This is a genomic window from Catenovulum agarivorans DS-2 (assembly GCF_000568405.1).
Taxonomy (GTDB): Bacteria; Pseudomonadota; Gammaproteobacteria; order Enterobacterales; family Alteromonadaceae; genus Catenovulum; species Catenovulum agarivorans_A.
In genome coordinates this window covers 59,256-82,807 of record NZ_ARZY01000018.1, presented here as the reverse complement: position 1 = coordinate 82,807, position 23,552 = coordinate 59,256, and the positions used below count along the sequence as shown (strand labels likewise).

Genomic DNA, 23,552 nt, shown 5'->3' with positions numbered 1-23,552 from the left:
GAACCTAATAAAAATAGCCACTTTTGTGTTTGCTTTTGTCCTTATTGGATGTGAGCAGGACAGCTATAAAACAAAAGCGGAACATATAAATGATACAGGTAAAGTTCGTGTTGGTACTTTATATGGCTCGTCGACTTATTACTTAACCCCTGATGGTGCAGCAGGTTTTGAGTACGAGCTCGCACGTTCGTTTGCAGACTACCTAGATGTAGAATTAGAAGTTGTTCCCGTTTACGACTTATCTGATTTGTTTCCGCTATTAGATAACAACAAGGTCGACTTTTTAGCAGCAGGATTAACGGCCACGCAAACACGTGAACAAAAATATCGTTTTGCACCAGCCTACCAAGACATCAGTGAGAAATTAGTTTTTAAACAAGGCAAAACTCGCCCACGTGATTGGACAGATTTGTCAGGCAAACTAGTAATAACAGAACAAAGCAGCCACCAAGAAACGTTAGAATCTTTGGCATTAGAAGGATTTGAATGGCAAGTAACCAAAGAGCAAGACGTTGAAGAGCTTATCCTAGCTGTTTTAAACGAAGAAATAGATTACACCATAGTCGACTCTAACTTGCTTGCGGTTAACCGCCGAATCTACCCAGAGTTAAGCATAGGTTTTACTGTTTCCGACGATCAGCGCATTTCTTGGGCTTTAGCCCGAGAACAAGACGATAGCTTATACGCTCTGCTCATCGACTTTTTTGGAAGTGTTCATGCTAGCGGCCATTTTGCTCACTTAGAAGATAAATATTTTGGCCACGTAAGAGATTTTGACTATGTAGATACCCGAGTATTTATTAAAGAAATCGCACAAACTTTGCCTAAATACCGCCCTTGGTTTGAGCAGTACGCTGAACAATATCAATTGGACTGGAAATTACTTGCCGCACAGAGCTATCAAGAAAGCCATTGGAACCCAAGAGCAAAATCGCCGACAGGTGTTCGCGGCATTATGATGTTGACGCTACCAACGGCTAAACAAATGGGCGTCAAGAGCCGGTTAGACGCAGAAGACAACATTCGAGGTGGTGCACGCTATTTATCTTCGTTGCTTAAACGCATTCCAGCGCGGATCCAAGAGCCTGACCGGACTTGGTTTGCGCTGGCTGCATACAATCAAGGTATGGGACATCTAGAAGATGCACGGCGTATCTGTCAAAGTTTAGGCGGCGATCCTGACAAATGGCACGAAGTGAAAAAATATTTGCCACTACTGCAAAAGAAAAAATACTACAAGTGGACACGTTACGGCTACGCAAGAGGAAAAGAAGCGGTGACTTATGTGGAAAATATACGTCGATATTACGATTCATTGATTTGGTTTTTTGGAAACCAAAACCAACAATAATTTTTAGCCCAGCACTATTGAAATTTGCAATTTCGCTGTAGAATAAACCATTGTTATTTTGCAGCAAATTGCTGCTGTGAGTTTAGTGATTTGGCCGCAGAATCTACCAGCAAACAATCCCCAACAGATACTTCAATTGTTCTACAAAACATCCGTATAGAAAGTGCAAATATAGACGATTTAACAGCGCTAGTGGCACTAGAAAACCAAGCGTTTGAAGGTGACAAACTTTCTAAACGTCGGTTAAAACACTGGATATCAGCGCAAAATGCAATTTTTATTGTCGCCAAACATCAGCAAGATATTCTCGGTTACGCCTTAACTATTTTGCATAAAGGTAGCACGCTTGCTCGATTATATTCGTTAGCAGTTTCGCCACTTGCTCGTGGTTTAGGTATAGCCGCCAAACTGATTGAAAAAAGCGAAAAGTCAGCCTATAAACAAGGGCGATTATATTTACGTTTAGAAGTAGCCGAAAACAACCAAGCAGCAATTTCGCTGTACCGCAAATTAGGATTTGAAGAATTTGGTTTTTACCAAGACTATTATCATGATCATCAAGCAGCATTACGTATGCAAAAGCGTTTATATTTCGCCCACGACAGTATTGTTGCATTTAACAATTCACAACCCTTAATGGCTGTGCCTTGGTATAAACAAACCACACCTTTTACTTGTGGCCCAGCCGCAGCCATGATGGCTATGGCATCACTAGACAACAACTACACGCCTAACCAAAACGACGAGTTGCATTTATGGCGTGAAGCAACCACCATATTTATGACATCAGGCCATGGAGGCTGCCACCCTGTGGGTTTAGCCTTAGCATTGCAAAAACGCCAATTTAACGTTGAAGTATTTTTAAACCAAAGTGATACTTTGTTTTTAGATGGTGTACGTAGTAAAGATAAACGAGCGATTCTCGAGCTGGTCGAAAAAGACTTTAAACAAAGAGCCGAAGAACAGCAGATTACGGTTGAATATTATGGTTACCAGTTACAAGACTTAGAAACTTGGTTCAACCAAGGCGCAATGATTATACTTCTAATATCAACCTATCAACTAGACGGTACCAAAGCTCCCCACTGGGTTTGTGTATCAGGTATTGATAATGAGTGTGTATACATTCACGATCCAGCCCCGACAGACGAAGACGACAACCAACTCAACTGCCAATATATGCCGATCGCACGCGATGTATTTTGCCGTATGAATCGCTACGGTAAAAATAAATTAAGCTGTGGGATAGTGGTCAAACGCTAGGGTCTACTGGTTTTTCTTTATCTCAATCAACTCCACTGTCAATTCTGTTGTCTCAAGTGCAACCATTAAATATCCATCAATTTCAACCGTATCAGTTGAGTTTGGTATACGTTTAAATTCATGGATAAATAAACCAGACAAGGTTTCTATGCTTTCATAACAGTCAGGCGCAAAGTCTGCAGCTATTTGTTGAAAATCGCGCACCGCAAGATCGCCTGGCACAGTCCAGCTACCATTTGCATTTTGTGCTATTTGGTTTTGAATTGCTTCAACATCATTTAGCGCAACCAACTGCAATACTTGCCATAAAGTTACCATACCAACAACTGTGGTAAATTCGTTGATGACTAACGCAACTTCAACTTCTTGTTGTTTAAAGTTGGTAATGGCATCGGCTAAAGTTAGCGTATCAAGCAAATATAGCGGCTGAATTAACTCTGATTTATCAGCTAACAACGGTTTGTTTTGTAGCAGTTGGCTCAAAATCACACTTGATTCAACCAAACCTAAAACCTTGTACAAACCTCCGTCACAAACTAAATAATAGCGCTGTGAGCTTTGTTCAATTTGCCGTTTAAGGTCAGTTTGCTCAGTATTTATATCTAACCAATAAATATCCGCAGGCAAAGTCATGGCTTGGGTTATATTGGTACTCGGTAGCTCCAATACATTGCCTATCATGTGATACTGTTGCTGCTCAATACTGCCGTGCTCTATGCTTTGGTCAACCACTGCCACTAGATCTTCAAAAGTAATTTGGTCGTCTCTGTGCAGTGGTACTCTAAACAATTTAAGCAATACATCAGCTAATTTATTAAATAGCCAAATAATCGGTTTGAACAACCAGACACTAAAACGCATTAAATAAATCAACCTAAGTGAGGCGGCTTCTGGCAGTACAAAACCTATGCGTTTTGGCAGTAAATCACCAAATAAAATAAATAATCCTGTTACGGTTAAAAAAGATAAGGTAAAAGCTGTTTGGTTTAACCAAGCTTCGCCTACCCAATTTTGCAATAGGCTTTGAAATATCGGGGTAAAGGCAGACTCACCGATAATACCGGCAATAATCGCAAGCGCATTTAGCATTATTTGTACGGCGGCGATAAAGTCTTTCGAGTTATTTTGCAGCGTTATCACAGCAAGCGCTCTTGGGTCTTGCTGATCTAACAAAGGTTGTAACTTTACTTTGCGCACTGCCGCCAATGAAATTTCGCACAGTGCGAATAGCGCACTTAATACAATTAACCCCACTATCCACACGAGTTCCATATAATTAACGACCTCTGTTTTCTAAACGACGTGCCATTTCTGACATTATCATCATGTATAACTCGTCACCTAGGTACAAATCTTCTACTTCCCAATCCAAACTTGGGTTATCGTTAATTTCAATGACATAAGCTTGGTTACCATGCTGTTTTACATCAACACCATACAAACCATTACCTATTACTTTAGAGGCTTTTATGGCAGCATCCAATACAACTCGTGGCACCTCAAACGTTGGTAAAGTTTCAAAGCCGCCGGAATCAGCAGTGGCATTTTCATGTTTATAAATTTGCCAATGGCCGCCCACCATATAGTACTTACATGCGTACAAAGGTTTGTTGTTTAGAATACCAATGCGCCAGTCAAAGTCGGTATATAAGTAGGTTTGCACTAACACCAAAGCGCTTTGTTGCAATAATTCATCCAAACGAAGCTTAAGCTCGTCACGATTTTTAACCTTGTATACCCCACGTGAAAAAGCACTTTCAGGTACTTTTAATACGATTGGGTAATCAAAGTTACTTTCAATATTGTCTAAATCTTCATCATTCGAACTACTAACAGACCAAGTTTTTAACGCTGGTACTTTGTTGTAAGTAAAGGCATCTTGTAAAAAAACCTTGTTACAGCAGCGCAAAATAGAAGTTGGATCGTCTATTACCACCAAACCTTCTAGTTCTGCCTTGCGAGCAAATTTATAGGTGTAATGGTCTATCGCTGTAGTTACCCGTATGAACAAGGCGTCGTATTCGTTTAATCGCGCATAATCTTGCTCGCCAATAAACTCAGCTTTAATCCCTACTTTGGCCGCTGCTTTTACCATTTTGTTTAACGCAACTTTGTCACTTGGTGGCAATTGTTCGTTTTCATCCACCAATATTGCCATTTCCCAACGGTGTTGTTTTTTCGGCTTTTTCGGCTGCCATAACCTGTGATTAAAACTTAACAATGCATCGGCAAATTTGGCGTACTGTTGTTCATTTAACTTGTTGTAGCTTTGGCAAGAAATCGAATTAATTTTCCAGCTAGCTGTGTCTATATCCAAGGCCAAAATAGGCGCAGGAAATTGACTAAATAATTTTTTCGCTAAAGCTTCAAAGCCTTCAAAATCAGGGGTGCCAAAATAGATATATAAGGTAAATTGCTCTGGGTGCAACGAGCGCACTTTTTTCGCAACACTTGGCAATACAGTATCGGATAACTGAGGTTTGTATAAAGCTTCGTTGCGTAAGTCATTGATGGTATTAACCGATGGCAATACCTTGTGGCCACGCGCTTCTGCTAATAACGAGCAGTAATAGCCTTTACTCAAATATTGTTCGATATCACATAAGTTAATGATTTTAACTTTGCGTAAGTCTTTGCGAGGGTGATCGGCAAGATACTGTTCAAAAGTTAATACAAAGTCTTCGTGTGCTTGTGCATCGAATGAAATTGGTTGGTCGGCAACTACAAAGCTGCTAATCATGGTCGCTCCTATAATACCCAATAAACATAAATTTTGACGCTGTTTGGGTATAACAATAAAGTTAAATTTCAGATGATCTAGATGGGAGAAACGACACTCAGCACTCTTGCCTAAATCCATTTTTTCGCGAAGTTTAAGGCATATTTTTCAAATCACAATATTAATTTTAATTAATTTGTTTAATTTTTTTTGAACACAGATTAGACTAACTTTATCGCCTAAAAGCAGAGCGGCGCAATGCTAATACGAGAAGCCCAAGCATTTGATATTGTTGATTTTAATCGCATACGTAACCAGCTAAGTGACAACACCCTACCAGATGACATTTCCATCTCTCAAAACTGCTATCTAAACTACCTGACTAAATATGGCAAAGGTTGGGTCGCAATGCAAAATAACCTGATAACGGGTTACGTAATTTGTTCAAAAAAAGAAAGCAGCATATGGGCGCTGTTTGTTGACCAAGCTCATCATAGGCAAGGTATTGGCTCTGCCCTACTCACTCAAGCAATTAACTGGCTTAACCAAAATGGCATAAATAAAGTTTACCTATCAACTGGGCAAAATAGCCAAGCCGAACACTTTTATCAAAAACAAGGCTGGCAAAAAGGTAGCTTGTTAAATAATGGCCAAGTTACATATAGCCTTTCAACCCTATAAAACAATTATTTCTATAAAATACTGTTTGACTATACAGTAAAAGTCATCTTTAATACTGTTTATACGAACAGTACAATTCGATAATTGGAAAATTGGATTATGTTGACTCACTTATATGTTAAAGACTTTGCCATTGTTGATAGTTTAGATATCGAAATAGATGCAGGTATGAGCACAATTACCGGCGAAACAGGTGCAGGTAAATCTATCTCAATTGATGCTTTAGGATTATGTTTAGGCAGTAGAGCCGAAGCCGCTATGGTTAGGCCTGGTGCGGATAAAACTGAGATCAGCGCAACCTTTAACATTCAGCATATTCCATCCGCTAAAAGCTGGTTAGCCGAGCAAGATTTTCTGCAACCAGAACAAGAAGAGTGCATTATTCGCCGTGTTGTTACGGCTGAAGGCCGTTCACGCGCATACATTAATGGCGCACCTGTACCAGCACAACAATTACGTAGTTTTGCCCCTCATTTAGTGAATATTCATGGTCAGCACGCACATCAGTTATTGATGAAGGCTGATTATCAACTCAGTTTGCTTGACCAATATGCCGATCATAAACACCTATTAGCGCAAACTGAATTGGCATATAAAGGCTGGAATAAACTTAAAACTGAATTAAAACAATTAGAAGAAATGCAGTCGCAACGCGATGCACGTTTGCAGTTATTAGAATACCAAGTTGCTGAATTAGATGACTTCGCGCTAGCTGAAGGCGAATTTAGCCAAATTGAAGCTGAACATAAAAGGTTATCCAACGCTGTTACTTTGCTAGCCGACAGCCAACAATGTTATAGCTTGTTATATGAAAATGATGAACAAACCATAGTCAGTATGTTGCAACTGGTTCAACATAAACTAGCTGATTTATCCCGCTACGACGAAACGCTATCCAACATAGCTGGAATGTTAGATGAAGCTGAAATTCAAGTGAAAGAAGCCAGTTATGAATTACGTGATTACATTGATAGCCAAGAGCCAGATCCTGAACGTTTACTGCAAATTGAAGAACGCATGTCGACCGCATTAGAGTTAGCACGTAAACATAAAGTAACACCAGAAGAATTGCATATTGAACATGAAAAGTTATCGGCTGAACTTGCAGAAATAAAACGTTGCGACGAACAAAACGAAGCTTTAATTCACCAAGTAGCAGAAGCAGAAGCCCATTATTGGCAAACTGCTGAACAATTGCGTGAAAGCCGTTTAGTTGTAGCAGAGCAATTATCAGAGCTAGTTACACAAAGTATGCAAAAGCTCAATATGAAACAAGGCCAATTTAAAGTAACGGTTAACTCAATTGAAAAACCATCAAAATTAGGCTCTGATGCGATTGAGTTTTTAGTCAGCGCCAACCCAGGCCAACCTTTACAAGCTATGCATAAAGTTGCATCTGGTGGCGAATTATCGCGTATCAGCTTAGCTATGCAGGTATTAACCGCGGAAAAATCTGATACGCCTACGCTCATTTTTGATGAAGTGGATGTAGGTATAAGCGGCCCAACAGCTGCAGTAGTCGGCCAAATGTTACGCAAAATTGGTGAATCAACCCAAGTTATTTGTGTAACTCACTTGCCGCAAGTTGCAGCTTGTGGTCATCAGCAAATGTTGGTGAGTAAATCTAACGACGAAACCAGCACCCAAACAACTATGCGTAAACTTTCTACTGAAGAGCGCATTTACGAACTAGCACGTTTATTAGGTGGTGATACCATTACCAATAATACGTTAGAAAATGCACGCGAATTGTTGGTTGGTTAAACAACAGAGGGTGAACAATAAAGCTTCACCCCTAACAATAAAATATCATCCAACATATAAATGATTTGGTTTGGTTAGTAGCTCTCTGTTTTTTGAAGCGAAATAATCTAACGTCAAAACACAGGAGACTCAATTGAACTAAAATATAATATGTCGTAATAGACACTTTCACTTATGACACCTCTAAACAAGGTGAATATATACACAATACAAATATTATGGACAATTAACATGAAAAATTTTTTGCTGTTACTGGTCGCGCTTTGGAGTGTTACTGGTTATACCAAGCCATTTGAGGAATTTGACATTTGGGCTGATGACAAACGATATTATCGTTCTTCAATCGTTAGAGAAGGGGATGCGCTTTACGTTGCCAAAACATCATGGAAAAATATTAGCAAGCGACCCAGTGAACATGAAACAGTTTGGGCGCTAGTTGACTTTGATAGTGTTACATCATGGAAGCGATTTAATAAATACCGTCTAGGCGATGTAGTAACGTTTAAGAATAGTATGTATATCAAGAGCAAGGGCTGGCACAACCCTGCTCTAGTAAAACCGACTCCATATTTCTGGCAGTTGTACACAGGCATGACCGAAGATGATGGCCTTCCGCCTGAGCCTCCTGAAGATGCAGACCAAGGTTTACTTGGTGTGGATAGCAATGGCAATGGAGTGCGTGATGACGTAGAGCGTTTTGTTGCTACCGAAAATAAAGACCTTCCTAAAGTAGTACCATTTTTAAACAAATTGGTATCAATCAAACGTGATGCTTACATTGAATATATTTACACTGGGTCTGTTCCAGACTCATTTCTTGATGATTATATCAAAATGCGTGGTTGCGTTAAGCAAATCGCACCTTTAGACCATAATAAGCGTTTATCCTCAACTCACACAAAGGTTGTAAATACGCCTGAACGATACTCGCAAACTCTGCGTGTAGATAAAGCTATGGCAGGTGGAAAATCAATTGTGATGATCACTCCATCAGTTGAAGAATGTAATAGTTTAATTAAGTAAGGGAATACGTAATGAAATTAATCAGAACATTAGGAATTGCGATTCCACTTATGTTAAGCAGCTATCAAGCAAGTTCGGGAGTGTGCAGCAATTCGGGAAGTAAGCTCCATGCTGGTTACATAAATGGTATGATTACAACACTAGATAGAGCCTTGAACAACAGTGAAGCTCTTTCAAATAGCATAATGCCGCAACTCGAAGGTGCAGGGCATAGTACTAAATGGGTTCTTCACTACAACAACGATGAAGCTATTCTTGATCAGGTTGAACAGTTGATTGACCAGAAAACAAGTGATCAAGCTTCTAAATTTGTACTGATGTTGCAGTCTTTTACATCAGATATGGAATCAATGAGCGGAGAGATGATTGGTGAAAATTCGACATTTGGTGAAAACCTCCGCGCAACCATTGCCGATTTCTATTTAGAGTTTTCGGAAGATCTCCAATCAATTTTAATGTCATTGGCAAATAAATCTAATTCTCATTGGGCAAATGACGAAGACTTATATAGCATGTTGACGTTTCTCAAAAATGACATTGACTCAGAGTGCTACAAGGTGCTACTCCTGCCCCACTCACAAGGCAATTTCTACGCAAATGCGCTATATCAAGCCTTATACGGACTGTCGAGCAATGGTTACAACATTAGTGACTTTAAGTTAATTGGTCAGTTAAGCCTTGGTGCGCCAACAAGTGCCATAGGTGGCGGTCTAACGCCAATCAAAGACGAAGATTCCATCACGGCGATTTTAAGTCATAAAGACGATATTATTCTTAACCTAATGAGTGGATTAGGTCTTTCGGTGAGTGAACAGACAGTAGACACCCCAACCTCAGACTTATCAGCACACGGGTTAATTGAGACATTTCTCCGTGTACCAGAAATTGAAGCAAGAATGCACGAAACCGCGCTTAAGATTGCAAACGAACTAGAACCTATGCCACTTTATCAATATAGCGTAGCATCATCTGCAATGCAGAGCGCTGGCCACAATGACTTTGATGAAGTACTAGATATTAAATTCCCTGCTGGCGAGGAATATCGTTATTACAATGTACCGCTATCTGTATATGAGAGTATGCGCAGTGCTCCCTCTGTCGGTGCGTATTTCAACAAAAATATTAGGAATGACTATTACTACATAAGATTTAAATAGTTACTTGTTAGCCTTATTATTAGAATTAGCAAACAAAAACGGGCGTATCGTTACGCCCGTTTTTAACAATCCGACCAATAAGCAAAATCTAGCTACTTAATAACTTCAACAAAGCCTGTACAGGATGTTTAGGTTTAAAACCATCTTCGCGCTTAACTTGTGAGCGACAAGAATAACCTGTTGCCAATACAACTTCTTGTGGCAACTTAGACACTTTATCCCCCCAGCTCATTTGATAAATTTGCTGAGAATTTTCAAGGTGAGATGCTTCATGCCCATATGTGCCTGCCATACCGCAGCAACCAACAGCAACAGGGGTTAATTTAGCCCCCACTTTTGCAAATATGTTTTGCCAATCTTTTTGACTTGCTGGCACGGCAGTTTTTTCAGAGCAGTGGCCGAATAGTTTAAACTCTATGTTGTATTGTTTGGCTTCAGGGAAGGCAACATCTTTTAACCACTCATGCGGCAGTAAAACTTCAAAATCGCCGCGGTCTTCACCTAATGCTTTAGTGTACTCATCGCGGTAACATAAAACTAAACTTGGATCGGTTCCCACCATAGTAATGTTTAATTCGGCAAGTTGGTTTAAAAACTCTGCGGCCGTTTTAGCTGTATTTGCAAAACGTTTTAAGAAACCTTTTACATGCTGCGGTTTACCATTTGGTACAAACGGCAACAAAATTGGCGTGTAGCCTAATTTACTAATTAGTTTTGCCCAATCCGCTACTACATCAGCATCATAAAAAGAGGTGAATGGGTCTTGCACAATAGCAACTACTTTTAAGCGCTGCGCTTCGGTTAAGTTACGTATGCGATTAATATCCCAATCTAAAACATTCAACTCCCCTACTTTAGCCACCTGTTGCTTAAGCGTTGGGTAACTTAAAGTTGGTGTATCAACATAACCTAACGTACGTTTAATTGCACCTTGCACTAACTTAGTATTTAAAAAGAAGTTAAACAAACGCGGTGCCTTTGCCATGAGAGGCGCGCTGTTTTCTATCCCAGCAACTAAATAATCTTTTAACGGACGGCTATAACGAGAATAATAAAGCTGTAAAAAACGCGCTCTAAACCCGGGCACATCGACTTTTATTGGGCATTGGCTAGAGCATGCTTTACATGCTAGGCACTCATCCATAGCTTCCATGACTTCGTGCGAATAATCGTATTCACCAGCATTTTTGTTTTTGGTATTTTGCCAACGAGCAAACCAAGAAGAATCGTCTTCACCTTTTAACAGTGCTTTTTCTTCATTGTTAAAGTCTATACCTTGATTACTTAGCTGGCGTAACCACTCCCGCATTAATCCAGCACGCCCTTTAGGACTATGACGGCGATCACGAGTAACTTTATATGATGGACACATAGGACTGTTCGCATCCCAGTTAAAGCACAAACCGTTACCGTTACAGTTCATTGCAGTTTCAACACTTTCTTTAACTTTGACCGGAATTTGTCGGTCGTAAAATCCGCGTTTAGTATCATCAACAGATACGAGTTGTTCGCTCGAATCAACTGGTGTACAAATTTTACCTGGGTTAACTCTATTTAATGGATCAAATGCTGCTTTAATTTTACGCAGTTCTAAAAATAACTCGTCGCCAAAAAACTCTGGGCCATATTCACTTCGATACCCTTTGCCATGCTCACCCCACATTAAACCGCCATATTTTGCAGTTAAGGCAACGACTTGGTCAGATATTTTGCGCAAAGTTACTTCTTGTTCAGGATCGCACATATCTAAAGCCGGGCGCACATGTAAAACACCGGCATCAACATGGCCAAACATACCGTAATTTAACCCATAGCCGTCTAATAAATCTCTGAATTCCATAATGAAGTCGGCCAAATTTTCTGGCGGTACCGCAGTATCTTCAGCAAAAGCGAGTGGTTTTTTACTACCTTTGGTATTGCCTAATAAACCAACTGCTTTTTTTCGCATCTCATAAATGGTTTGAATACTGGCTAAATCAGCTGTGACTTGATAACCAATAATGCCAGCTTCATTGTTGGCAACTAATGCGTCTAATTTGTCAGTTAACGCTGTTATTTTGGCTTCACTATCAGCTGCTTCTACCGCGTTAAATTCAACGATGTTAATGCCTTCCATGGTTTTACCAGGCACATCAGTAATTAGATGTTTAACAGATTCCCAAATAATATCTTCACGCGCTAGGTTTAAAACTTTGCTATCAATTGTTTCAACCGATGTGGCATTCGCTTCAACTAAAAATGGCGCGTTTCGTAATGCCGATTCAAAACTGTCGTATTTTACATTTATCAAAGTTTTGAAAGGTGCAATAGGTGTAACATTTAATTTAGCTTCAGCAACAAAAGCGAGTGAACCTTCAGAGCCTGTAATCACTCGACCCAAATCAAATTCGGTTAAATCGTCATTAAAAACGTGCTCTAAATCGTAACCCGTTAAGAAACGGTTTAAGCGTGGGAATTTTTCGAGGATTAGCTTTCGCTTATCGCGACAACTGTTTAGCACCTGCTGGTAAATTTTTCCAACGGTTGTGTCTTGTTTAGCAATGTTTTCAGCATCTGCGATCGGCATTTTTGCTGTTTCTAATACATCACCACCTAACAGAATGCTTTTAAGTGCAAGTACATGATCGCTGGTTTTACCATACACTAAAGAGCCTTGGCCTGAAGCATCAGTATTAATCATGCCACCTATGGTCGCACGATTACTAGTACTTAAATCGGGGGCAAAGAAAAAACCATGAGGTTTTAAGAATGCATTTAATTGATCTTTTACCACCCCTGATTGTACCCGAACCCAACTTTCTTCTGCATTAAACTCTAAAATTTGATTCATATGGCGGCTCATGTCCACCACAACGCCTTGAGTTAATGATTGACCGTTAGTTCCGGTACCGCCACCACGAGGTGAAAATTTAACCGCATCGTATTTAGCTTTACCTGCAACCTGTGATACCAATTGTAAATCAGCAACATCTTTCGGTAATACCACGGCTTGTGGCAAACTCTGATAAACACTGTTGTCCGTCGATACAGAAAACCGGCTGGCATAACTGGTTTCTATTTCACCTTTGAAACCAGACTGCTCTAACTCTTTTAAAAAATTTAAATAAATTGTTTCAATAGCATCAACTTGGGTTAAACGTGGGATCATTTGTCTATCAATTTCTCTCAAAGCTAAGTGAGTGCAAATTATATAGAAAATTAGCTGCCGACGCTAAGCTTTGTTCGACAAAAGCCGACTAACCTGTTGTTCTTGATTATTGTCGCGAATCGCCGAGTAGATGACAGATTGATTTCGTCCTTGTTTTTTCGCTTGGTATAAAGCTTTATCAGCACTTTCAATAAAACTAAAAACCGTATCGCACGCATCAGGTATGGCTACATATGCGCCTATCGTTAAAGTAATTAAATCATCAATCAACGAAGCTGAATTGGTTAATTCAAGACGCTTTAACGTTTCATGGCAATGATTCGCCAGCTGTTGAACATCCAATTCAGTAGCTTTGTTTAAAGCAATAATAAATTCATCGCCACCAAAACGTGCAACTATACTGTCGTATTCGGCAAACACTTCATCTAGGGTTTGCGCAACTCTTAATAAACAATCATCGCCTGCGAGATGGCCGTACCTGTCATTGTACTGTTTAAAATAATCGATATCGATTAACAGAACAGCCACTTGATTTTGCGAAATAACCGCATTCATAAATGACACTTCAAAAGTTTCGTTAAAGTATCTCCTGTTATGAATTTTAGTTACAACGTCGTGATTTGAGGTATAAAGAAGTTTTTGATTAAGTAATTCAATCTTTTCTAAACAGCGTTTTTTCTCTGTGATATCACGGCTAATACCGACTAAAGCAACGGTTTCGCCATGCTCATTTTTAAATGGGTATTTAACAGTATCAAACAGGACTTTTGTTCCGTCAGCCAAAGTACACCATTCTTCCATACGCTGCGCTGTGTCTTGATAAAATAATTTGCTATCCCATTCCCTAAACCAATCTATAATTTTTTTATCTACAAACAAATCTTCATCAAAGAAACCTATTACTTGGTTGGGTTGTTTGCCGACAAAATCACAAAAGGCTTGGTTGCACGCAATGTATTTAAACTTGCGATCCTTAACAAATACCAAATCATCAATCGAGTCTATGATATTTTGCAGTAACTCTTGCATCGTTTAATTGGTTAATAATTTAACCATCTCCTTTACTACTTAATTAGAGTTGAATATAAATATCAACCTTGTTCCGTTACCATGATGTGTTAAGACTAGCCAATATTCACAACTTTTCAATCCAATTGGTAGAATACCTTGGTCTAAATTATGACTGATTAAAAACTATTCGCAATATGGCTGCTCGTTCAAACGAATATGAATATCGGTAAAAACTTGATTCTGAATTAAAACTACCAGCTTTTCTTTGACAAGCTCAAGGATTGCCAAAAACGTAACTACAACACCACTTTTGCCTTCTGTAATATCAAAAAAGTCTGCAAATGGTTGATACGAATCGGCCGTTAATTTTTCTAGAATAGCGCTCATCCTTGCTCGCGTTGATAAAAGCTCAGGTTTGATTTGATGGTGTTGAAAATTGGCCGCTCGTTTTAAAATCGACGAAAAAGCTAAAACCAGTTCTTTTAATTCCACTTCAGGTTGAATCACAACAGGTTTACAATTATCCGCAACCATTGCACTACCAGCAAAAAAATCTCGCTCTTCTCGAGGTAAATTATCCAACTCTTGTGCGGCCTGTTTAATCACTTCGTATTCTTGCAATCGCCTGATTAACTCAGCGCGTGGATCTTCCTCCTCTTGTTCATCTGACTTAAGTTTGGGTAGCAATACTCGAGATTTAATTTCAGCCAATACCGCTGCCATAACCAAATATTCAGCAGCTAGTTCTAAATTAACATCTTTCATCACTTCTACGTATTCCATATATTGCGAAGTGATTTGAAAAATAGGAATATCTGCAACTTCAAATTTTTGTTTGCGAATTAAATACAAAAGTAGATCGAGCGGCCCCTCAAACGATTCAAGTATCACCTCTAGCGCTTCAGGAGGTATAAATAAGTCTTCTGGTTTTTCAACAACAGCTTCGCCTCTCACATAAGCAAGCGGCAATTCATGCTGAATAGGTACAGATTCTACGGCTGTATTCATTTGTTCATTCGATTATATACGCTATTCAAACGGCGCGGCATCACCTTGACCAACACGGATAACTTCAGCTTGATCTTCTGATAAGTCAATGACTGTCGTTTGGCTTTCAGCCAAATATCCACCATGAATTATCAAGTCGACAGCATGCTCTAGGCTATCTCGAATCGATTCTGGATCGGATTCGGCAAATGTTCGACCCGGCAACAATAGGCTTGAACTCATCAGTGGCTCACCCAATGTTTCCAGCAATTCTAATGCGATAATGTTATCTGGGATTCGAATACCTATGGTTTTTCGTTTAGGGTTTTGCAAACGTCTTGGCACTTCGCGCGTTGCTTTAAAAATAAATGTATACGCACCAGGTGTATTATTTTTTAACATTCGAAATGCAGTATTGCCTACTTTTGCATAGGTTGATAGTTCAGAAACGTCTTTACACATTAGCGTGAAGTCGTGATCCATTTCGATTTGTCTAATTTGACAAATACGCTCCAGCGCAGACTTATTGCCCACTTGACAGCCAATTGCGTAACCAGAATCAGTAGGATAAATAACCACACCACCGTTTCGAATAATTTCACATGCTTGGTTTAATAAGCGTTTTTGAGGGTTGTCTGGATGAACATAAAAAAATTGGCTCATGAAATACTCCTTAAGCTGGAATGACAAGGTCCCAGTCAGTCCAAACAGGCTCACAAAATTCAGGTAAAGGTAATAGCTTACCTAATTCAGTATATGAAGAAACTCGATGAAAGTCAGATCCTTGCGATGATTTAAGTTTAGCTTGTTGCGCATAAGTAGCTAATTGAATCAACTCATTATTAGTTTGCCTTGGTAAAGCAACTTCAATTGCGTCACCGTTTACCGCCGCAAAATAGTCAACCAACTTTCTAATCCACTTATTTTTTAAATCGTAACGAGTCGGATGAGCTAGTGTTGCTTGACCACCTGCGGCATGAATAACCTCTATAGCTTTTTCAATACTAATCCATTCTGGTGCAGCATAAGCTTTCCCCTTTCGTCCCAAATACTTATCGAATGCTTGCTGGATTCTACTGACTAAACCATCTTCGAGTATCACTTGGGCAAAATGAACTCTGGATATACTATTCCCTTGTGCTTTGGCTTGAACCCGTCGCAGGATACTTTCTGCTGTATATCCTTCGATAACTCGAGCAAGTTTGGTTGCTATCTTTTGTGCACGAAGGTCTCTCGCTTGTATTTGTGAAGCTAAGGTTTGCTTTAGTGCACTATTTGATTCATCAATATTTAACCCAACTACATGAATTTCAAAACCATGCCAGCGCGTTGAAATTTCAACGCCTGCGATAAGCTGCAACGGAATATTATGCTGTTGTATTGCGCTGCGCGCTTCAGCCAGTGCAGACGTAGTGTCATGGTCTGTTATAGCCAATACGTCTACACCTTTGTTAAAAGCTCTAAGTACAAGCTCTTCCGGTGTCAGTGCTCCGTCCGAGCATTTTGTATGACTATGTAAATCTATTTTCATGTAAATCACATTGTTTTTGAATTAACGGTTGACTTTATCACAGATATGCGTTTCATTATGCATATATTTTTTATAGAAAAGAATCGAATACACAAGCTTATGCCAAACTTAACTGCAAATAAATTATTAGTATGGTGGTGGATCCTCACTTAAAGTGCGGGTCGGTTGTGTATTATTTATACAAAAACAAAAAAGCCCGCAAATGCGGGCTTTTTTGTTTTTAAAGCTTAGGTACAATACCTACCCAAGAAGCAAGGAGTAAACAGCTCCAGACATCTTAGGTAGATATAATATCGGGATGAATAAAGGCGTTAATATGAGATTTGGCACTAGATTACTAATACGATGGCGAAATTGATTAAGGTTTTACAAAAATATTCTTAAACTTAATCAATATGAAATTTAAATTATGACAACAAAACTTATTACCAATCAGCTAGCCACTGAATACATAGCAGACCCATTAACTGTCTACTATAACTTGGCCAAGGATCATACCAACTCATTGTTATTAGAATCGGCTGAAATTGATAGCAAAGATAACTTAAAAAGTATTCTATTATTGGACGCCTGCTTGCGCGTTGAATGTAATGGATTGGCTGTCAGTGTGGATGCGCTCAATAGCAATGGTTTACCCGCACTACAATATTTAAACAACAAACTAGCCGAACATATTCGCAATTGTAACGAGGGTCACAGCGAATTTGTTTTTAGCCGACCTATAAATAACCTCGAAGAAGATCAAAGATTAAAAACGGCTAACCCTTTTGAAGTTTTACGCAGTTTATTAACCATTCCAACCGACAATCAACCGGTATTCTTAGGCGGTGTGTTTGGTTACGACTTAGTTGGCGTTGTTGAAGAGTTACCCGAAGTACCAAAAGGCGAAAACACCTGTCCTGATTATGTTTTTTATTTGGCTGAAACTATTTTGGTCTGTGATCATCAAACACAAACCGCTGAATTGACCAGCTATAGTTTTTGTACAGAGCATGCTGCAAAGGCGGCAGCAAGTTTAGCAAACTACCATACAGCGCTAAGCCAAATTGAAGACTTTCATCCTCAATTACAAGCTGTCAGCCAACAAGATGTACAGGTAGATGTAAGTGATGAAGATTTTTGCCAATCTGTGGTCGCATTGAAAGAAAATATTCGTTTGGGCGATATTTTCCAAGTTGTACCATCGCGCACTTTTAGCTTGCCTTGTAAACATGCTGTAGCCGCTTATCGAAAACTAAAAAAACAAAATCCTAGTCCATATATGTTTTATATGCGTGACCAAGATTTTGAGTTATTTGGTGCATCACCAGAGTCATCGGTTAAATACACCAAAGCAAGTAACGAAGTTGAGATTTATCCTATTGCCGGTACGCGTCGACGTGGATTTAATGCTGATGGCAGCATTGACCTTGATTTAGACTCACGCATAGAACAAGAGCTTAGAAGTGATCATAAAGAACTGGCAGAGCATATGATGCTGGTTGATCTCGCACGCAATGACGTTGCTAGGGTTTCTGAGCCTGGTACTCGTTATGTCTGTGATCTACAAAAAGTCGACAGATATTCATTTGTAATGCACTTGGTATCACGTGTTAAAGGTCAATTACGTAGCGATTTAGATGCGTTGCACGCCTATCAAGCATGTTTAAATATGGGAACTTTAACCGGAGCACCTAAGGTAAGAGCAACCGAGCTGATTCGTTTAACCGAACAAAAACGTCGTGGAAGTTATGGTGGCGCTGTCGGCTATTTAACCAGTGATGGTGATATGGATACCTGTATCGTCATTCGCTCAGCTTTTGTAAAAGACGGTACTGCACATGTGCAAGCTGGTGCGGGTGTGGTTTACGATTCAAAACCACAAGCCGAAGCAGACGAAACCCGTAATAAAGCACAAGCGGTATTAAACGCAATTATTTCAGCATCGGAGGCGTAACATGAGCACAACCGTATTTTTATTAGATAACTTCGACTCATTTACTTATAACCTCGTAGATGAACTTAAAACCATGGGCTTTGAGCTTGTGGTTTACCGAAATAATGTTGACGCCAAAGTCATGTTTGAAAAAATGCAGGCTTGCGAAAACAGTGTAGCCCTGATGTTGTCACCGGGCCCAGGTAGCCCTTCGCAAGCGGGATGTATGCCAGAGCTTATTCAGCTATGCAAAGGCAATTTTCCTATCATAGGTATATGTTTAGGTCATCAAGCAATTGTTGAGGCCTATGGCGGCACTGTGGGCACTTCAGGTGAAATTATGCATGGTAAAGCTTCGGCCATTAGCCATAATCACCATCCGGTATTTGAAGACATGGTTAGCCCATTGTTTGTTGCCCGTTATCATTCATTAATGGCAACGACAGTACCTGATTCACTCGAATTGATCGCCGAAGTAAATGACATTCCAATGGCGGTGATTAACGAGCAAGACCGCGTATTAGGTTATCAATTTCATCCTGAAAGCATTTTAACCACTTTTGGTTCAAAACTGCTTAAACAGAGTTTGAACTACCTAACCCGCACTGCAGAATAATAAGGATTCATTATGCAAGAATTTATCAACAACGCTTTTGCCGGAGAAAACTCTGACAAACAGCAAACTCAAGCATTTTTTAACCAAGTAATGTTAGGTGACGTCGAGCCTATTTTACTAGCAGGCGTGTTAGGTGCATTAAAAGTAAAAGGTGAAACACCTGAAGAAATTGCAGGCGCAGCAGGCGCGATGCGCGCAAATGCACTTGAATTTAACCGCCCTGATTATCTCATTGCTGATAGCTGCGGTACGGGTGGTGACGGTGCCGACACAATCAATATTTCAACCACTACGGCTATTGTTGCCGCTGCTTGTGGTTTAAAAATGACAAAACATGGCAACCGCAGTGTTTCGAGTAAATCAGGCTCATCTGATTTGTTAGAAGGTTTAGGCATCAATCTAACACCTAGCCCTGAGCAGTCACGCAAATGTTTAGATGAAGCTGGTATTTGTTTCTTCTTTGCCCCGCAATATCACTCGGGTGTAAAACACGCAATGCCAGTGCGCCAAACCATGAAAACACGTACAATCTTTAACATTTTAGGCCCATTAGCTAACCCAGCAGCACCCGATATTCAACTGCTAGGTGTGTATTCGGCAGATTTGCTTAAGCCAATCGCTGAAACTTTAAAACAGCTTGGTCTAAAACGCGCTATGGTGGTTCATGGTTCAGGTTTAGATGAAATCGCTTTACATGGCGAAACACAAGTGTGCGAACTTAAAGACGGTCAAATCAGTCAATATCGCCTAAGCCCTGCTGACTTTGGTGTAAACGAATGTGCCTTAAGCGACATTAAAGGTGGCACTCCAGCTGAAAACAAACAGATTTGTCTCAACATGTTATCCGGCAAAGGTGAACAAGCGCATTTAAATGCAGTAGCCATTAACGTATCTGCACTTTTATATATGGCAGGTTTAGCGACTGATTTAAAACAAGGCACACAAATCGCGCTGGATGCAATGCAATCTGGCAAAGCACTAGCAACCTTAAACAAGTTTGTGGAGCTGTCGAATGGCTAATGTATTAGAAAAAATTTGTGCGGATAAACGTGAAGAAGTTGCCGCACAAAAACTAGCAAAACCGTTAGCAAGTTTTGTTGAAGGCTTAACACCATCTGATAGAAGTTTATTTGACTCGCTATCTAAACCACAAAAGGGTTTTATTTTAGAGTGTAAAAAAGCCAGTCCATCGAAAGGATTAATTCGAGCCGAATTCAATTTAGATGAAATTATCGACGCATATTCGCCTTATGCCAGTGGCATCTCGGTATTAACCGATAAAAAATACTTTCAAGGCGATCATGAGTATTTAAAGTATGTACGAGCCAAGGTAACTCAACCTTGTTTGTGCAAAGACTTTTTTGTTGACGAATACCAAGTACATTTAGCGCGTTATTACGATGCTGATGCCATCTTATTGATGTTGTCTGTATTAAACGATGAAGAATATGCAAAATTAGCTGCGCTAGCGGATAATTACAAGTTAGATATTTTAACTGAAGTATCGAACGAAGAAGAGCTAGCGCGCGCAATTAAACTGAATGCAAAAATTATTGGTATCAACAACCGTAACTTGCGCGATTTATCGACTGATTTACAAACGACACGCGATTTAGCACCAAAAATTCCAGCAGACCGAATTATCATCTCAGAGTCTGGCATTTATACCCACGACCATGTATCTGAGCTATCTAACTATGCAAAAGGCTTTTTAGTCGGTAGCTCGTTAATGGCACAAGCCAACTTAAAACAAGCCGTGCATAAGTTAGTGGTTGGTGAAAACAAAGTGTGTGGTTTAACCCGTACAGAAGATGCCATAGCTGCTAAACAAGCAGGCGCTGTGTATGGCGGTTTGATTTTCGCGGAAAAATCACCACGCTGTGTAGATATTGAAAAAGCCAAGCAAGTTATCGCTGCAGCCGAATTAAATTACGTCGGTGTTTTTGTAAACGCCCCCGTGTTAAAAGTAGCCGATACATGCAAAGAATTAGGCTTAACAGCCATTCAATTACATGGCGAAGAAGAGCAAGAATATATCGATAAACTGCGTCCTAAATTGCCAGACGATGTGCAAATTTGGAAAGCACATAACCCGACTCTTTCACCCTTGCCTAAATTAACTAAAATTGATCGCTGGTTGATAGATTCAGGTACAAAAGCACAGCCAGGTGGCACAGGCAAAAGTATTGATTGGCAAGTTTTGTCAAAAATAAACTTTGAAATTCCATTTATGTTAGCGGGCGGTATTAGTGAAGAAAATGCCAAACTAGCCGCGAAACAAGGTGCATTGGGTTTAGATATTAATTCAGGCGCAGAAGACGCACCAGGCATTAAAAACCCAGCAAAATTAACCGCTGTTTTTAACGAATTACGATAATACCGAGGAAAGTATGACACAGAAATTAGACGCCTATTTTGGCGAGTTTGGTGGCATGTTTGTTCCAGAGCTTTTAGTTCCAGCTTTAGAGCAATTAGAACAAGAATTTATTGCAGCACAAAACGATCCAGCTTTTAAACAAGAATTCGAAAGCTTATTAAAAGAATATGCTGGTCGTCCAACGCCATTAACCTTAACCCGTAATTTTTCGCCAAATCCATTAGCAAAAATCTATTTAAAACGTGAAGATTTATTGCACGGTGGCGCACATAAAACTAACCAAGTTTTAGGCCAAGCGTTATTAACTAAACGCATGGGCAAGTCTCGTGTAATCGCCGAAACAGGTGCGGGCCAACACGGTGTTGCAACAGCTCTAGCTTGTGCATTATTAGGCTTAGAGTGCCGCATTTACATGGGTGCAAAAGACTGTGAACGCCAGCAACCAAATGTCTTTAGAATGAAATTGATGGGTGCTGAAGTTATCCCTGTCGATGCAGGTTCTGGTACATTAAAAGATGCGGTAAACGAAGCGCTACGCGACTGGTCTGCAACTTATGAAGACAGTCATTATTTATTAGGAACAGCCGCTGGCCCTCATCCATTCCCAACACTGGTTCGTGAGTTCCAAAAAATGATCGGCATTGAAGCAAAAGAGCAAATTGTTCAAGCTGAAGGTAGATTACCGGATTATGTTGTTGCTTGTGTTGGTGGAGGTTCAAATGCAATTGGCATGTTTGCAGACTTCATTGACGAAAAAGACGTAAAATTAATAGGTGTTGAGCCAGGCGGTCACGGTTTATCGACCCTTAAACATGGCGCGACCATTTGTAAAGGTACCAAAGGTATTTTACACGGCGCAGTGACCTACATAATGCAAGATGACGATGGTCAAATTGAAGAATCATATTCAGTGTCAGCTGGTTTAGATTACCCTGCAGTAGGCCCTCAGCATGCATATTTACATGCAACAGGCCGTGCAGAATATGTTGCAGCCACTGACGAACAAGCGCTTGAAGCTTTTCAAACCTTATGTCGCTGTGAAGGTATTATCCCTGCACTTGAATCGTCTCACGCGCTTGCGCATGCATTAGACATTGCCAAAGCAGCAACGGAAGAAACAATTATCGTGGTTAATTTATCAGGACGTGGCGATAAAGACCTTGCCCATGTTCACCGAGTATTAGAGCAAGGGGGTCACTATGAGTAATAGATATAATCAAATGTTCGCCAAGTTAAAAGAACAAAAACAAGGTGCATTTGTCCCTTTTGTAACTATTGGTGATCCAAACTTAGCAACGTCTTTAGACATTATTAAAGGTTTAATTGACGGTGGTGCCGATGCACTTGAATTAGGGATTCCTTATTCTGATCCAATTGCCGATGGGCCAACTATTCAAAAAGCCAATATTCGTGCGCTTGAAGCTAAAGTCACACCAAAAGACTGTTTTGAATTAATCAAACAAATACGTCAATACAATGCAGATATTCCAATTGGGTTGCTTTTATACAGCAACCTCATCTTTGCAAAAGGACTCAATGACTTTTACGCATTGTGTGCTGACGTCGGCATCGATTCAGTATTAGTTGCAGATGTACCTGCACGCGAAAGTGCGCCATTTAAACAAATGGCAGAGAAGCACGATGTTGACGCCATATTTATTGCGCCACCAAACGGCAGTGAAAAATCATTAAAACACATCGCTGAACAAGGCTCAGGCTATACTTACCTACTAAGTCGTGCGGGTGTTACTGGTACAGAAACCGTAGCCAACATGCCAATCGAAACCGTTATTGCTGCATTGAACAATTACAATGCACCACCAGCATTATTAGGTTTTGGCATTTCACAGCCTGAGCATGTTAAAGCCGCAATTGAAAGTGGTGCAGCAGGCGCAATCAGTGGTTCAGCCGTCGTTAAGCTTATCGAAACCAATTTAGACAATCCAACAAAAATGGTTACTGAGATAACTGATTTTGTTCGAGTTATGAAAGCCGCGACAGGAAAATAA

General features: G+C 40.0%; 19 protein-coding genes. 12 read left to right on the top strand and 7 right to left on the bottom strand.

What is annotated here, in order from left to right; genetic code table 11:
* Positions 1 to 25 precede the first annotated feature (25 nt).
* Together mltF and DS2_RS10720 are read left to right on the top strand one after the other, a co-directional pair.
* Entirely contained in the window at positions 26 to 1,351 is a 1,326-nt protein-coding gene (gene mltF, locus DS2_RS10725; RefSeq protein ID WP_035014781.1) for a membrane-bound lytic murein transglycosylase MltF, read from the top strand.
* A 90-nt stretch (positions 1,352 to 1,441) separates the two neighbouring features.
* Positions 1,442 to 2,614: a GNAT family N-acetyltransferase/peptidase C39 family protein gene (locus DS2_RS10720; RefSeq protein WP_051479796.1), complete on the top strand. Its 1,173-nt coding sequence runs from the start codon at positions 1,442 to 1,444 to the stop codon at positions 2,612 to 2,614.
* A gap of 3 nt (positions 2,615 to 2,617) precedes the next feature.
* Here DS2_RS10720 and DS2_RS10715 read toward each other — a convergent pair whose 3' ends face one another.
* Together DS2_RS10715 and DS2_RS10710 are read right to left on the bottom strand one after the other, a co-directional pair.
* Complete coding sequence (locus DS2_RS10715) at positions 2,618 to 3,886, bottom strand: hemolysin family protein (RefSeq protein WP_035014762.1); 1,269 nt, start codon at positions 3,884 to 3,886, stop codon at positions 2,618 to 2,620.
* A 4-nt stretch (positions 3,887 to 3,890) separates the two neighbouring features.
* A complete protein-coding gene (locus DS2_RS10710) occupies positions 3,891 to 5,354 on the bottom strand; it encodes a RimK family protein (RefSeq protein WP_035014761.1) in 1,464 nt (487 codons plus the stop codon).
* Positions 5,355 to 5,591: 237 nt separating this feature from the next.
* Here DS2_RS10710 and DS2_RS10705 point away from each other — a divergent pair, with 237 nt between their 5' ends.
* From DS2_RS10705 to DS2_RS19905, 4 genes are all read left to right on the top strand, one after another.
* Positions 5,592 to 6,014, top strand: coding sequence for a GNAT family N-acetyltransferase (locus tag DS2_RS10705; RefSeq protein ID WP_035014760.1), 423 nt, complete (start codon positions 5,592 to 5,594; stop codon positions 6,012 to 6,014).
* Between the two features lie 99 nt (positions 6,015 to 6,113).
* Positions 6,114 to 7,778, top strand: a complete 1,665-nt coding sequence (recN, locus tag DS2_RS10700; RefSeq protein ID WP_035014758.1) for a DNA repair protein RecN — start codon at positions 6,114 to 6,116, stop codon at positions 7,776 to 7,778.
* A 231-nt stretch (positions 7,779 to 8,009) separates the two neighbouring features.
* Positions 8,010 to 8,801 (top strand): hypothetical protein, encoded by a 792-nt coding sequence (locus DS2_RS10695; RefSeq protein WP_035014757.1) that lies wholly within the window; start codon positions 8,010 to 8,012, stop codon positions 8,799 to 8,801.
* Between the two features lie 128 nt (positions 8,802 to 8,929).
* Positions 8,930 to 9,958 carry a KTSC domain-containing protein gene (locus tag DS2_RS19905; protein WP_160168558.1) on the top strand — a complete coding sequence of 343 codons (1,029 nt, stop codon included), beginning with the start codon at positions 8,930 to 8,932 and terminating at the stop codon, positions 9,956 to 9,958.
* An 88-nt stretch (positions 9,959 to 10,046) separates the two neighbouring features.
* Here the strand turns inward: DS2_RS19905 and DS2_RS10685 are convergent, their stop codons facing one another.
* The 5 genes from DS2_RS10685 to DS2_RS10665 form a co-directional block, all read right to left on the bottom strand.
* Positions 10,047 to 13,106 (bottom strand): FAD-binding and (Fe-S)-binding domain-containing protein, encoded by a 3,060-nt coding sequence (locus DS2_RS10685; protein WP_035014756.1) that lies wholly within the window; start codon positions 13,104 to 13,106, stop codon positions 10,047 to 10,049.
* Positions 13,107 to 13,169: 63 nt separating this feature from the next.
* Positions 13,170 to 14,135 carry a sensor domain-containing diguanylate cyclase gene (locus DS2_RS10680; RefSeq protein WP_035014755.1) on the bottom strand — a complete coding sequence of 322 codons (966 nt, stop codon included), beginning with the start codon at positions 14,133 to 14,135 and terminating at the stop codon, positions 13,170 to 13,172.
* A gap of 165 nt (positions 14,136 to 14,300) precedes the next feature.
* The gene (locus DS2_RS10675) at positions 14,301 to 15,125 is read right to left on the bottom strand and encodes a segregation and condensation protein A (protein ID WP_035014754.1); all 825 of its coding nucleotides are present in this window, start codon (positions 15,123 to 15,125) and stop codon (positions 14,301 to 14,303) included.
* A gap of 21 nt (positions 15,126 to 15,146) precedes the next feature.
* Complete coding sequence (locus DS2_RS10670) at positions 15,147 to 15,767, bottom strand: L-threonylcarbamoyladenylate synthase (RefSeq protein WP_035014752.1); 621 nt, start codon at positions 15,765 to 15,767, stop codon at positions 15,147 to 15,149.
* A gap of 10 nt (positions 15,768 to 15,777) precedes the next feature.
* Positions 15,778 to 16,635 carry a PHP domain-containing protein gene (locus DS2_RS10665; protein WP_035014751.1) on the bottom strand — a complete coding sequence of 286 codons (858 nt, stop codon included), beginning with the start codon at positions 16,633 to 16,635 and terminating at the stop codon, positions 15,778 to 15,780.
* Between the two features lie 409 nt (positions 16,636 to 17,044).
* Here DS2_RS10665 and DS2_RS10660 point away from each other — a divergent pair, with 409 nt between their 5' ends.
* Genes DS2_RS10660 through trpA form a run of 6 tightly spaced genes read left to right on the top strand, consistent with a single transcriptional unit; the run spans position 17,045 to position 23,552 of the window.
* Positions 17,045 to 18,571: an anthranilate synthase component 1 gene (locus DS2_RS10660; protein ID WP_035014750.1), complete on the top strand. Its 1,527-nt coding sequence runs from the start codon at positions 17,045 to 17,047 to the stop codon at positions 18,569 to 18,571.
* Between the two features lies 1 nt (position 18,572).
* Positions 18,573 to 19,166, top strand: a complete 594-nt coding sequence (locus DS2_RS10655) for an aminodeoxychorismate/anthranilate synthase component II (RefSeq protein ID WP_035014749.1) — start codon at positions 18,573 to 18,575, stop codon at positions 19,164 to 19,166.
* A gap of 12 nt (positions 19,167 to 19,178) precedes the next feature.
* The gene (gene trpD, locus DS2_RS10650; protein WP_035014748.1) at positions 19,179 to 20,186 is read left to right on the top strand and encodes an anthranilate phosphoribosyltransferase; all 1,008 of its coding nucleotides are present in this window, start codon (positions 19,179 to 19,181) and stop codon (positions 20,184 to 20,186) included.
* Positions 20,179 to 21,543, top strand: a complete 1,365-nt coding sequence (gene trpCF / locus DS2_RS10645) for a bifunctional indole-3-glycerol-phosphate synthase TrpC/phosphoribosylanthranilate isomerase TrpF (protein WP_035014746.1) — start codon at positions 20,179 to 20,181, stop codon at positions 21,541 to 21,543. Before trpD ends, trpCF begins: the two co-directional genes overlap by 8 nt.
* Positions 21,544 to 21,556: 13 nt before the next feature.
* Positions 21,557 to 22,750 (top strand): tryptophan synthase subunit beta, encoded by a 1,194-nt coding sequence (gene trpB / locus DS2_RS10640; protein WP_035014745.1) that lies wholly within the window; start codon positions 21,557 to 21,559, stop codon positions 22,748 to 22,750.
* Positions 22,743 to 23,552: a tryptophan synthase subunit alpha gene (gene trpA / locus DS2_RS10635; RefSeq protein WP_035014744.1), complete on the top strand. Its 810-nt coding sequence runs from the start codon at positions 22,743 to 22,745 to the stop codon at positions 23,550 to 23,552. Before trpB ends, trpA begins: the two co-directional genes overlap by 8 nt.

What these genes read in the sequence shown, in the direction of transcription:
- DS2_RS10695 (WP_035014757.1), top strand. Translation starts at nt 8,010, where the DNA reads ATGAAAAATTTTTTGCTGTTACTGGTCGCGCTTTGGAGTGTTACTGGT.
- trpA (WP_035014744.1), top strand. Translation starts at nt 22,743, where the DNA reads ATGAGTAATAGATATAATCAAATGTTCGCCAAGTTAAAAGAACAAAAA.
- DS2_RS19905 (WP_160168558.1), top strand. Translation starts at nt 8,930, where the DNA reads ATGATTACAACACTAGATAGAGCCTTGAACAACAGTGAAGCTCTTTCA.
- trpB (WP_035014745.1), top strand. Translation starts at nt 21,557, where the DNA reads ATGACACAGAAATTAGACGCCTATTTTGGCGAGTTTGGTGGCATGTTT.
- trpCF (WP_035014746.1), top strand. Translation starts at nt 20,179, where the DNA reads ATGGCTAATGTATTAGAAAAAATTTGTGCGGATAAACGTGAAGAAGTT.
- DS2_RS10660 (WP_035014750.1), top strand. Translation starts at nt 17,045, where the DNA reads ATGACAACAAAACTTATTACCAATCAGCTAGCCACTGAATACATAGCA.
- DS2_RS10680 (WP_035014755.1), bottom strand. Translation starts at nt 14,135, where the DNA reads ATGCAAGAGTTACTGCAAAATATCATAGACTCGATTGATGATTTGGTA.
- DS2_RS10710 (WP_035014761.1), bottom strand. Translation starts at nt 5,354, where the DNA reads ATGATTAGCAGCTTTGTAGTTGCCGACCAACCAATTTCATTCGATGCA.
- DS2_RS10670 (WP_035014752.1), bottom strand. Translation starts at nt 15,767, where the DNA reads ATGAGCCAATTTTTTTATGTTCATCCAGACAACCCTCAAAAACGCTTA.
- DS2_RS10675 (WP_035014754.1), bottom strand. Translation starts at nt 15,125, where the DNA reads ATGAATACAGCCGTAGAATCTGTACCTATTCAGCATGAATTGCCGCTT.
- DS2_RS10665 (WP_035014751.1), bottom strand. Translation starts at nt 16,635, where the DNA reads ATGAAAATAGATTTACATAGTCATACAAAATGCTCGGACGGAGCACTG.
- recN (WP_035014758.1), top strand. Translation starts at nt 6,114, where the DNA reads ATGTTGACTCACTTATATGTTAAAGACTTTGCCATTGTTGATAGTTTA.
- DS2_RS10715 (WP_035014762.1), bottom strand. Translation starts at nt 3,886, where the DNA reads ATGGAACTCGTGTGGATAGTGGGGTTAATTGTATTAAGTGCGCTATTC.
- trpD (WP_035014748.1), top strand. Translation starts at nt 19,179, where the DNA reads ATGCAAGAATTTATCAACAACGCTTTTGCCGGAGAAAACTCTGACAAA.
- DS2_RS10705 (WP_035014760.1), top strand. Translation starts at nt 5,592, where the DNA reads ATGCTAATACGAGAAGCCCAAGCATTTGATATTGTTGATTTTAATCGC.
- DS2_RS10655 (WP_035014749.1), top strand. Translation starts at nt 18,573, where the DNA reads ATGAGCACAACCGTATTTTTATTAGATAACTTCGACTCATTTACTTAT.
- DS2_RS10685 (WP_035014756.1), bottom strand. Translation starts at nt 13,106, where the DNA reads ATGATCCCACGTTTAACCCAAGTTGATGCTATTGAAACAATTTATTTA.